At 72.1% G+C, this 11,211-nt stretch carries 8 protein-coding genes; 6 read left to right on the top strand and 2 right to left on the bottom strand.

Going from position 1 to position 11,211, the window contains the following annotated elements; translation table 11 throughout:
- Positions 1-126: 126 nt before the first annotated feature.
- The 4 genes from QEZ54_RS19670 to QEZ54_RS19685 all read left to right on the top strand — a co-directional run bounded on the left by QEZ54_RS19670 (position 127) and on the right by QEZ54_RS19685 (position 4,940).
- The gene (locus tag QEZ54_RS19670; RefSeq protein WP_281306121.1) at positions 127-348 is read left to right on the top strand and encodes a hypothetical protein; all 222 of its coding nucleotides are present in this window, start codon (positions 127-129) and stop codon (positions 346-348) included.
- Positions 345-1,271, top strand: a complete 927-nt coding sequence (locus tag QEZ54_RS19675) for an aminoglycoside phosphotransferase family protein (RefSeq protein ID WP_281306122.1) — start codon at positions 345-347, stop codon at positions 1,269-1,271. Before QEZ54_RS19670 ends, QEZ54_RS19675 begins: the two co-directional genes overlap by 4 nt.
- Before the next feature lie 189 nt (positions 1,272-1,460).
- Positions 1,461-2,201 carry a hypothetical protein gene (locus QEZ54_RS19680; RefSeq protein WP_281306123.1) on the top strand — a complete coding sequence of 247 codons (741 nt, stop codon included), beginning with the start codon at positions 1,461-1,463 and terminating at the stop codon, positions 2,199-2,201.
- Positions 2,202-2,438: 237 nt separating this feature from the next.
- Positions 2,439-4,940: a tetratricopeptide repeat protein gene (locus QEZ54_RS19685; RefSeq protein ID WP_281306124.1), complete on the top strand. Its 2,502-nt coding sequence runs from the start codon at positions 2,439-2,441 to the stop codon at positions 4,938-4,940.
- 40 nt (positions 4,941-4,980) lie between these two features.
- On the opposite strand, the gene QEZ54_RS19690 is transcribed toward QEZ54_RS19685, so the two are convergent.
- Positions 4,981-5,358, bottom strand: a complete 378-nt coding sequence (locus QEZ54_RS19690; RefSeq protein ID WP_281306125.1) for a cellulose binding domain-containing protein — start codon at positions 5,356-5,358, stop codon at positions 4,981-4,983.
- Between the two features lie 118 nt (positions 5,359-5,476).
- On the opposite strand from QEZ54_RS19690, the gene QEZ54_RS19695 reads away from it, so the two are divergent.
- Together QEZ54_RS19695 and QEZ54_RS19700 are read left to right on the top strand one after the other, a co-directional pair.
- On the top strand, positions 5,477-6,469 hold the full coding sequence (locus tag QEZ54_RS19695; protein ID WP_281306126.1) for a phosphotransferase: 993 nt from the start codon (positions 5,477-5,479) through the stop codon (positions 6,467-6,469).
- 437 nt (positions 6,470-6,906) lie between these two features.
- The gene (locus tag QEZ54_RS19700; RefSeq protein WP_281306127.1) at positions 6,907-7,953 is read left to right on the top strand and encodes a LacI family DNA-binding transcriptional regulator; all 1,047 of its coding nucleotides are present in this window, start codon (positions 6,907-6,909) and stop codon (positions 7,951-7,953) included.
- 341 nt (positions 7,954-8,294) lie between these two features.
- On the opposite strand, the gene QEZ54_RS19705 is transcribed toward QEZ54_RS19700, so the two are convergent.
- Entirely contained in the window at positions 8,295-10,463 is a 2,169-nt protein-coding gene (locus QEZ54_RS19705) for a discoidin domain-containing protein (protein WP_281306128.1), read from the bottom strand.
- Between the last annotated feature and the right edge of the window lie 748 nt (positions 10,464-11,211).

Consider the following 11,211-nt stretch of genomic DNA (forward strand, 5'->3'; position numbering starts at 1 on the left):
CTCGACTGCCTACGGGCGATCGCACCGTACGGCTTCGGCTCCGGCATCATGCTGAGCGGCGGGACGTGCCGTACCTCGGCTGAAATTCGCTGTTCCGTGGTGTTGGGGACCTGCGAACCTGGGGCGGTGACCACCATCCGCGAGTCGTCCTGGTCGGCCTGTTCTCGGCCAAGAACCGTCGTGTTCGTCAACGACCTGAACGACCACCGGCGCCGGTCGCTGTCCGCCCGCCTCCGGCGACCGGTGCTCGCGGCGGTTGACCTGACTGCGGCTGGCTTCACCGACGCACTGCGATCCCAGCGCTCGAAGACCCGGATCTCGAAGACCCGGACAAGGACCTCCCGATGAGTGACACGCCGCGGCTCGGCCCGGCGCCGCAGCGCATCACCGTCGGGGCGGAGCTGGTGGGCCGGCTCGTCGCCGCCCAGTTCCCCCAGTGGTCTGACCTGCCGGTACGGCCGGTGGCAAACGGCGGTTGGGACAACCTGACCTTCCATCTCGGCTCGGAGATGTCCGTGCGGCTGCCCACTGCCGCCGAGTACGCCCAGGCGGTGGCGAAGGAGCACCGGTGGCTGCCGGAGCTGGCCTCCCGCCTGCCGCTGCCCGTCCCCGTGCCGCTGGCCAAGGGCGCGCCTGGTGCGGGCTACCCGTACCCGTGGTCGGTCTATGCCTGGCTCGACGGCGAGCCCGCGAGCCGGGCCCGTGTCGGCGACCCGGTCCGGTTCGCCGCCGACCTGGCCGGATTCCTGGCGGCGCTGCGCCGGGTCGATCCCGCCGACGGCCCGCCTCCCGGCACGCACAACTGGTTCCGGGGCGGCACGCTGCGTACCTTCGACGGGCTGGCCCGGCGCGCGCTGACGAAACTGGACGGCCACGTCGACACGGACCTGGCCCGCGAGATATGGAAGAACTCGCTGGACGCCCCATGGGACGGGGTGCGGACCTGGTTCCACGGCGACGTCGCCCAGGGCAATCTGCTGCTCGCCGACGGGGAGCTGGCCGCCGTCATCGACTTCGGGACGTGCGGCGTCGGCGATCCGGCCTGCGACCTGGCGGTGGCGTGGACGCTGCTGACCGCCGAGGGGCGGCGCGTGTTCCGGCAGCGGCTGTCCGTGGACGGGCCGACGTGGGCGCGCGGACGCGGCTGGGCGCTCTGGAAGACCCTCAGCAACTGCGCCAACAGCCTGGGCGACACTGACGAAGACGCCGCGAACGCACGGCACGCCCTGGATGAGATCTTCGCCGAGTATGCCGCGGATGACGGGCACTAGCAGGCTCGACGCCTTCAGGTTCCGGCCATCGTGATCATGACATCGCCGCTCATATCCGAATTAGCCTAGTCGACGTAATGCCGCCATCTCTCGTAGCCTCTACGCGGCCTCACCTTCTCGAGAATGCGGCTTCAAGCCGCATCCGGGCGGGCGGCCGCACACCCCCGAGCCGCTGTGAAAAGAGAAGGCATGAACGAGTACCCGGCCGCGCCCGGTGAACAGCCCGTGACTCCGTCCCCGAAGCCGCGGCGACTGCTGTGGCCGGTGCTGGCCCTGGTCGGGGTGCTCGCTGGCGGCGGCGGCGCGGCATACGCGCTGTCGGGCGACGAGACCTCCTCGGACACCACGCCCACGGCGTGGGGCACGCCGCTGGCACCGGCGGAGCCGTCCGCGTCTTCGTCCGAGTCGCCGTCAGCCGCGCCGACGGCTTCGGCGTCCCCGTCTGCGAAGCCGTCACCGTCCGTGCAGCCGTCGCCCACCAAGGCGGCGTTGAAGATCACCCTGCGGGTGCCGTCGACGCTGGGCGGCCTGCCGAAGTCGCCGGAGCGACCGGAGGACCTGCCCGGCATGCGCCAGCGGTACCCCCAGGCGAAATGGGTGTCCGCGAGCTATGGCAAGCAGGAGGACCTCTCCGCGCCGAGCATCGCCTTCCAGGCGGGCACCTCGTCGAAGCTCAAGTCACCGGCCCAGGAGGTGGAGTGGCTGTGGAACAACGCGACCGAGGGCGAGTTCAGGGCCCCTTCCTCGGTCTCGACCGGCAGCCTCGGCGGCAAGGCCGTGTGCGGCAACCACGACGTCCTGAGGACCGCCTGGATGTGCGTATGGGCCGACAGCGGCAGCGTCGGCGTGGTCGTGCTGTGGGCCTACGAGGCGAGCGAGGCGAAGTCGGAGTTCGTCCGCGCCCGGGCGCAGATCGAACGGCGCGGGTGATCGACGGGCGGGCGGCCGTCCTGCGCCGTGAGCGGGGTGTCCGCTGACGGCTGGCACGGCCACCGTCGTCGCAGGTGGAAGTCCGGTTCGGGTGGCCGCGTTTCCGGATGGACAAGCGGTGCCCTCGCCCTCCATGCTGGCCGAACTATGGCAGTCGATGCAGGGGTTGCGCGCGCGAGCGATAGGCGGTTCTCCGGCGGACCACACCGGACAACCGCCTACGACCAGGTGAACACTGTGGCCGCGTTGGGCAGTGTGCTGCGTGAACTCCGTCGCCGACACGCCCGTCTGCACGGTGTTCCACCGCTGTCCTATCGCGAGCTGGCCGCCGCCACCGGCTGGTCGCGCGGCATCATCGGCGAGTACCTGTCCGGCCGCGTGCTGCCGCCCACCGACCGCTTCGACGACCTCGTCCGCCTGCTCGGCGCCACCCCCGCGGAGCAGGGCGCCCTGGCCACGGCCCGGGACCGCGTCGAAGAGCAGCGCCGCCAGTCCCCCCGCCCGGCGGCCTCCGCGCCGCTCGCCGACCAGAGCCCGCCAGTGCCCCGACAGCTGCCCGCCGACGTGCCCGGCTTCACCGGCCGCACAGCGCAGCTGTCAGCCCTCGACAACCACGGGGCGACGGTCTCGGCGATCTGCGGCACGGCCGGGATCGGCAAGACCGCCCTGGCCGTCCACTGGGCACACGCCACCCGCGACAGCTTCCCCGACGGCCAGCTCTACCTCGACCTGCGCGGCTACGACCCCGACCGCCCGGTATCCCCGACGGACGCCCTGGCCACGCTACTGCGCGGCCTCGGCGTGGACGCCCCGGGCATCCCGGCCGACCTGCCGGGCCGAGCCGCCCTCTACCGGACCCTGCTCACCGGCCGCCGGATCCTGATCCTGCTCGACAACGCGTACGAGGCCGAGCAGGTCCGCCCGCTCCTGCCCGGCAGCGCGCCCGCGATGGTCGTGGTGACCAGCCGGGACGGCCTGGCGGGCCTGGTCGCCCGCGACGGCGCCCGCCGCGTGGACCTCGACGTCCTCACCCGCGCCGAATCCGCCCATCTCCTCGGCACCCTGCTCGGCGCACGGGCGGCCGCCGAGCCGGGCGCGATCGCCGAACTGGCCCGCCGCTGCGGCCGCCTGCCGTTGGCGCTGCGCGTCGCCGCCGAGGCCGCCGCCGCCCACCCCGGCCGCAGCCTCGCCGGCCTGGTCGCCGAGCTGCCCTCCGGAGTGGGCGTACCCGACCTGCTGGACGCCACCGGCGATCCGCGTACCGAGGTGCGGGCGGTGTTCTCGTGGTCGCTGCGGCAGCTGCCCGAACCGGTGGCGCAGGCGTTCACGCTGCTCGGGCTGTACCCGGGCACGCAGTTCGACCGGTACACCCTGGCGGCGCTGGCGTCGACCGACGTCGAGGCCGCAGGCGGCCTGCTGCGGCGCCTGGCCCGCGCGCACCTGGTCGAGGCGGTCGGACCGGGCCGCTACCGGATGCATGACCTGCTGCGCGCCTACGCGGCCGACCTGACCGCAGGACACGGACCGGCGGCCCGCGCGCACGCCGTCGACCGACTGCACGCGTACACGGTCGAGTCCGTCGCCGCCGCTCGGGACGTGCTGTTCCCACACGACACCGGCCAGGGCGTGAACCTGGGCGGCGGCGGGCCGGGGCAGGTCCCGCCGCTGGCCGACGCGCGCCAGGCGCAGCGGTGGCTGGACCGGCAGCGGCCGGACCTGGTCTCGCTGGCCCTGCACGCGGCCCGCGCCGACCGGTCCCACGTCACCGCCGCGCTGTCCACGCTGCTCTGGCGGTACTTCGAGGTCGGCGGCCACCACCAGGACGCCCTGGCCGTGCACACCGCCGCGGTCCGGACGGCGGCGAACCCGGCCGTGCTGGCCAACCTCGCCAACGTGCAGTGGTGGCTGGGCTCCTATGCCGACGCCCGTACCCACTTCCAGGCCGCCGCCGACGGCTTCCGCGCGGCCGCCGACGCCGCCGGGCAGGGGCGGGCGCTGGCGCGCCTGGCCATGGTGCACGAACGGCTCGGCGACTACGGCCCGGCCCTGGACTGCCTGCGGCAGGCGTTGGCCGTATACCGCACGATCGGTGACCGGCACGGCGAGGCGTCGCAGCTGCTCAACCGAGGTTCGCTGTACCGCCGCCTGGGCCGACCGGCCCGCGCGCTGGCCCACCACCGCCGCGCGGCGGGGCTGTTCGCGCAGGTCGGCGACAAGCGGCTGGAAGGGTACGCGCTGGGCAACCTCGGGGCGACGCTGCTGCACCTGGGCCGAGCGAAGGACGCGCTGGCGCCGCTGCGACGGGCGCTGGTGCACTGCCGTGACGCGGGCGACCCCGCCGGCACGGGCAGCGCGCGGGCGACCCTCGGGGCGGCGTACCGTGTCCTCGGCCGTCCGGCCCGCGCCCACGAGCAGCTGGAGCAGGCCCTCGACCTGGCCCGCCGCACCGGCGACCGGGGCCTGGAGACCGAGACCCTGAACGCCCTCGGCGAGACCCTGCTCGACCTCGACCGCCCCGCCGAAGCGCTCGAACGGCACCGGGCCGCGTTCGCGCTCACCGCCCGCACCGGCGACCGCGGCGAGCACGCCCGCGCGCTCGACGGCCTGGCCTGCGCCCTGGACGCCTGCGGTGACCCCGCCGCCGCCCGCGACCACTGGACCCGCGCCCTGGCCGTCTACACCGACCTGGGCCTGCCCGAAGCCGACCGCATCCGCGACCGCCTCGCTCAGCCCGCGTAGGGCTCGGCCAGCCACGCGCTGATGATGGCGTAATCGGTTGTCAGCAGGGCGCGCCGTTGAGCGTGATGTCGGTCGGGACGATGGACGTCGCCGCGCGTGCCGTCCAGCCGAACACGACCCGGCTGCCGGTGGCGATGCTGCTGTTCCACACCACGTTGGTCGCGGTCATCTCCGACGGGGTCGGCTGGGTCATCCGCGCACCCCAGACGCTGCCCAGCTCGGTGCCCTCGGGCACGCTCCAGCGCAGCGACCAGCCGTCGAGCCGCGGCCCGCTGTTGAGGATGTCGATCGACGCGGTGAACCCGTACGGATACGAGTTGACGATGTACTGGCAGGTGACCGCCGACGTGGCCGCGGCGGCGGGGCTGGGCAGTGCGACGACCGCGACCAGCGCGGCGACGGCCGTGATTGCGCGCATCCCTGACCTCCATCGACCGAACGCTGTCCACAGTGTATGGATTCCGCCGCCGACTGTCCGTGCCACCTTCCGCCCGAAACGCGGTTGCGTCCGCCCTGACCGCGCATACGGTGTCGATGTGCTGACACCTCCGGACGACCTGCCCGACGACCTGCTGCGGGACGTGCTCGCCCGCGAATGGGGTCTGACCGCCGCCAGCGCCGACTACCGGCCGGTCGGCTGGGGCAGCCACCACTGGGAGGTACGCGAGCACGACGGCACCCGCTGGTTCGCCACCCTCGACGTGCTGGCCCAGCAGCGGCTGACCGCCGACGAGCCGACCGGTGCCGCCTTCGGCCGGCTCTCCGGCGCCCTGGCGGCGGTCTGCGCGCTGCGTGCGGGCGGTGCCGGGTTCGCGATCGCGCCGGTGCCGACCCGGTCCGGGGCGCCGCTGGCCGCCGCGGGCGAGGCCTTCGCCCTCGCGCTGTACGGGTTCGTCGACGGGCGCAGCTTCCGGTGGGGCGAGTGGGAGTCACCCGGCCACCGCAGGGCCGTGCTCGACCTCGTGGCACGGGTGCACGCCGCACCCGAGCCGGTGCGGCGCCTGGCGCCGGTGGACGACCTCGCGGTGCCGCACCGCGACGTGCTGGAGGCGGCCCTGGTCGGCGGGCCGGTGCCGGACGTCGGGCCGTACACCCGGGCGGCGGTCGACCTGGTCGGCGCGCACGCCCCGACCGTCCGGGCGCTGCTCGGACGCTACGACGCGCTGGTGGCGGCGGCGCGGGCGCAGGCCGGGCGGCTGGTGCTCACCCACGGCGAGCCGCACCCCGGCAACACGATGCACACCGCCGAGGGCTGGGTGCTGATCGACTGGGACACCGCGCGGTGCGCCCCGCCCGAGCGCGACCTGTGGAGCCTCGACCCGGGCGACGGCTCGCTGCTGGCCGCGTACGAGCAGGCCACCGGCGTGGCGCCGGATCCGGCGGTGCTGGAGCTGTACCGCGTCCGCTGGGACCTGTCGGACCTGGCGGTCGACACGGCCCGCTTCCTGCGCCCGCACTCCGGCAACGCCGACGACGCCGAGTCCTGGACGATCCTCACCCGCCTCCTCACCCACCTCTCCGCCCCCTGACGGGCGGGCGCGCGCCGCGGCAGCGTGCAGTTTCGGGGAAACTGCACGAATCCGGGCCAAGATTCCCGCACTTTCCCCGAAACTGCAGCCCGTCCTGGCGGCACCGCGGCGTCATGTCGTCGACAGCCTGGACGGCCTCTTCCTCGTCGCCCGAGACCGCGCTGCTGCTGCGATACCGCCAATGGCGCTTCGTGGCGGTGGTGTGGCCGGGCCGTGCCGCGCGACGGTTGCGAAACCCCTGCCATAGCGGCGTTTCCCGGCTTATCGCCTATCTGGGAACAATCCCTGGCCGATCGCCACGGCAGATCCGGATTGGATCAAGGTTAACCGTTTTTGCTGAGGGGTGTTTGTTTCCGGCCACAACATTGTTGAGCTGCTTGGATTTTCCAAACGACCATGGGAGAGCGCTCACCGAAAAGACTGGTATAAATGACGGCATGACAAGCAAACGGGCCGACCCGCGCTCCCCGACGCTGGAGCAGGTCGCCGAACGGGCGGGCGTCTCCCGCTCCACGGTCTCCCGCGTCATCAACGGCGTGGCCACCGTGGATCCCGAGCTGCGGCAGATCGTGCAGCAGGCCATCGAGGCCACGGGATACGTGCCCAACCTCGCGGCGCGGTCGCTGGTGACCCGGCGCACCGACTCGGTCGCCCTGGTCGTGTCCGAAGCGGACGACCGGAACACGGCCGACCCGTTCCTGAACCGGATCTTCACCGACCCGTTCCTCGGCCGGATCACCGCCGGGGCGCTGGAGGTGCTGCGCCCGGAGGGCATCCACCTGGTGATCATGCCCGCGGAGTGGACCGCGCAGGCCCACGTGGTGCGCTACCTGCGCCAGGGGCACGTCGACGGGGTGCTGCTGATCTCCAGCCACAACGCCGACCCGCTGCCCCGGCACCTGTGCGACCTGAACATCCCCGCGGTGCTGTCGGCCCGCCCCGGTCAGCCGCTCCCGATGAGCTACGTCGACGTCGAGCAGCAGGTCGGGGCGAAGCTCGCCGCCGAGCACCTGCTCGGCATCGGCCGCCACCGGCTGGGCACCGTCTCCGGCCCGCTGGACATGCCCTCGGCGCAGGACCGGCTCAACGGCTTCCGCAACGCGCTGGCCGTGCACGGCTACCCGTACGTTCCGTCGGCGGTCGGCGACTTCACCCGGGGCAGCGGCGAGAACGCCACCCGGGAGCTGCTGGCCGCGCACCCCGACATCGACGGCCTGTTCGTGGCCAACGACCTGATGGCCGAGGGGGCGCTGCAGGCGCTGCGCGACCTGGGGCGGCGCGTGCCCGAGGACGTGGCGGTGGTCGGCTTCGACGACAGCGTCGCGGCGCTGCAGTGCCGACCGCAGCTCACCACGGTGCACCAGCCGCTGGAGGAGATGGCGGCGGAGATGGCCCGGCTGCTGCTGGCGCGGATCAGCCAGCCGGAGTCGCGGGCGCGTTCGGTGATCTTCCATCCTCGGCTGGTCCGTCGCGGGTCGGCGTAGCGGTGATGCACCGTCCGGGGCGGGAGAGGGGTGCCGCCCCGGACGGTGCCGTCTCGGTGGTGCGTGATCAGCCGACCGGTGGCCGCGCGGGCGGGCGCCCGCGCGGTAGGTTTCGAGCACGGCCGTGTTGAGGCAGCTGCCTCGGGGACGAGCCGTGCCGGCGGCCGGAAACCGAATGACAGGCGGTTTCGGGTACGCCCCTGCGAGGTTGGGGACGAGCTCTCGCAGGGGGCAGGTGGGTCCCGCGGGGCAGCGGGGCCCACCTGCCGGCCGGACATGAGCGGTGTGCCCTGGTGTGCCGTCCGCTCAACGGCGCACCAGGGCGGCTCACCTCCGGGTGCCTAGTTGTAGACGCGGACGTAGTCGATGAGCATCTGCGACGGGAACGGGGTGCTCGCGTCGGGGTTGCCCGGCCAGTCCCCGCCCACGGCGAGGTTGACGATCAGGTAGAACGGGTGGTCGAAGACCCACGGGCCGCGGGTCGACTCCACCGTCGCCTTGCTGGCGTAGAACACCTCGGTGCTGTCGACGAAGAACCGGATGCCGTTGCTGTCCCACTGCGCGGCGTACACGTGGTAGTCCGCGGACAGGTCGATGCCCCAGATCTTCTCGAAGCCGTAGCCGCCCCCGCCGTTGTACATGGGCGCGTGCAGGGTGGTGTAGCTGCGGGTGGTGTCCTTGCCCAGGATCTCCATGATGTCGATCTCGCCGTTGTACGGCCAGGGCCGCCCGGTGAGGAAGTCGGCGCCCATCATCCAGAACGCGGGCCAGAAGCCGTTGCCCTTGGGCACCTTCACCCGGGCCTCGACCCGGCCGTACTGGAACGTGAACTTGCCGCCGGTGTTCATGCGGTGGCTGCTGTACTGCATGCCGCCGACGGCCTCCCGGCGCGCCTCGATCACCAGCGAGCCGGCGCCGTTCATGTTCGCGTTGTTGTTGTTCGTGTAGTACTGCTGCTCGGCGTTCTGGCCGGTGCCGGTGTCGATGGTCCACTTGCTGGCGTCCGGCTTCGTGCCGGCCGGGCCGTTGAACTCGTCGGCGAAGATCAGGTGCGTGGCCGGGAACGTCGGGTTCGGCGGCTGGGCCGGGGGCGTGTTGGGCGCGCCGCCGGTGCCGTACACCTGGAACTCGTAGAGCGAGTAGCCGTAGCCGTTGGAGCGCTGCGTGCCGTACATGCGCACATAGCGGCCGGTGCCGTTGACGGTCAGGGTCTGCTTGAACCCGGTGTTGGTGGTGGTGCTGTAGATGGTCGTCCAGTTGGCGGCGTCGCTGGAGGTCTGCAGCTGGTAGGCGACCGCGAAGGCCGGGTCCCACTGCAGCACGACCTTGTGGATCTGGGCGGTGGCGCCCAGGTCGACGTAGATCCAGCCCGGGTCGACCCAGCCGGTGGTGGCGCTGGTGGCCCAGCGCGAGGCCGGGTCGAGGTCGAACGCGCGGGCCGGGGTGCACTGGTAGCAGGCGCCGTCGTCCTGCGAGGTCGAGGCGAAGCCCGGCTTGTTGTACGACAGCAGCACGTCACCGCCCGGGTTCGGGCTCGGCGAGGTCGACGGGGACGGCTGCGGCGACGGCGAGGTCGGCGTGCCGCCGGTGAACACCTGGAACTCCCACAGCGAGTAGCCCCACTGGGTGCCCCGCGCGGTGCCGTTCAGCCGCACGTACCGGCCCGAGCCGCTGACGGTGAGGTTCTGCACGCCACCGGTGCCGGTGGTGGTGCTGTAGACGTTGGTCCACGGCCCGGTGGCCGAGTTCGACACCTGGATCTGGTACGCGCTGGCGTACGCGCCCTCCCAGTTCAGGGTGACCTTGCAGACCGAGGTGGTGGCGCCCAGGTCGACCTGGATCCACTGCGGGTCGGCGAAGGTGCTGGACCAGCGGGTGCCGGTGCTGCCGTCGAAGGCGTTGGCCGCGGCGAACGCGCCCTCCACCGACGAGGCCGAGGACGGCCTGCCCAGGGCGGCGTTCGAGGTGCCGCAGCCGGAGCCGCCGCCGATGACGCCGAAGACCTGGAACTCGTACAGCGAGTAGCCGTAGGCGGTGGCGCGGGCGGTGCCGTTCATCCGGACGTACCGGCCGGAGCCGGACACGGTCAGCGTCTGGTTGCCGCCGGTGCTGGTGGTGGTGCTGTAGACGTTGGTCCACGGCCCGGTGGCCGAGCTCGACACCTGGATCTGGTACGCGGTCGCGTAGGCCGGCTCCCAGCGCAGGATGACCTGGCTGATGGTGGCGGTGGCGCCCAGGTCGATCTGGATCCACTGCGGGTCGGCGAACGCGCTGGACCAGCGGGTCACGTTGTCGCCGTCGACGACGTTGCTCGCCGGGAAGGCGATGTTCTCGGTCGTCGAGGCGGTGGCGGTCTTGCCCTGCGAGATGAGCGGGTCGGCGGCGTTTGCCGAGGTCGCCTGCACCGCGACGTACGAGGCGAGGACGGCCCCGACGATGCCGAGGGCCAGGGCCCAGCGGCGCCTGGCGGCGATCGATCGCGGCGGGGCCGCGGTCGGGACGGATGTCATTGCATCTCCTGACGGATGGCTCGAGAACCGCGGGGACCACGCCCCCGCGGGATCCGGTGTTGCCGCCGTGGCCACGGGCTGATGACCACGGCGGCTGCCAGTTCAGACATGCGGCGCCGACCGGAGCCGGTGCTTGGGGAGCGGTGGCTCCGGCTGTCGCCAGGTGGCGCTGCCGCCGGCGCGGCAGCGCCACATCTAGGCGACATGTCGCCGCATGCTCCGACTCGCTGCCTGAAAAGAACATCAAGTCGGACAAATGAACTGAGGGAGCGCTCTCTGAGGAAGGATCGTCCTCGGCGGCGAATCTGTCAATGGTGGGTATAAATTGATCGCTCTACGCGACTGTCGGTAACCGAGACGAAATCTGGACTTAACCTGCACATGCTGCGGCGATAGCGTCCAGGGCACGATTCTGGCCAGTACTGAGGGTCACCGGGCTCGTGCCGAGAACGGTTCTCCAAGGTCATCTGTCAGGCCCGAAGCGGCTGAAGCGCTTCCAGTGGATCCGGTTTCAGGGCTCCGGCCAGCGCACCAAGTCCGCTGTCGGCGGCGTGTGCCATTTGTAACGAGACAGCAACGGCGACTTGACATCCGGGAGAGTGGCGACGAGTGTCATAGACCACACCGGTAGAGCGCTCTCACAGGGAGCGCTCTCCAGAAGATCAACCAAACGTGACCAGCACATCTGCACAAGAAACGTCCGCACCCCTGCCCTGGAGGACAGTTCATGCGTTCCGCGTTTTCCCGC

The organism is Catellatospora sp. KI3 (genome assembly GCF_029948125.1).
In the GTDB taxonomy this organism is placed as follows: Bacteria; Actinomycetota; Actinomycetes; order Mycobacteriales; family Micromonosporaceae; genus Catellatospora.

Excerpts from the sequence above, each read along its gene's own strand:
- QEZ54_RS19680 (WP_281306123.1), top strand. The coding sequence starts at position 1,461 with ATGAACGAGTACCCGGCCGCGCCCGGTGAACAGCCCGTGACTCCGTCC.
- QEZ54_RS19690 (WP_281306125.1), bottom strand. The coding sequence starts at position 5,358 with ATGCGCGCAATCACGGCCGTCGCCGCGCTGGTCGCGGTCGTCGCACTG.
- QEZ54_RS19705 (WP_281306128.1), bottom strand. The coding sequence starts at position 10,463 with ATGACATCCGTCCCGACCGCGGCCCCGCCGCGATCGATCGCCGCCAGG.
- QEZ54_RS19675 (WP_281306122.1), top strand. The coding sequence starts at position 345 with ATGAGTGACACGCCGCGGCTCGGCCCGGCGCCGCAGCGCATCACCGTC.
- QEZ54_RS19700 (WP_281306127.1), top strand. The coding sequence starts at position 6,907 with ATGACAAGCAAACGGGCCGACCCGCGCTCCCCGACGCTGGAGCAGGTC.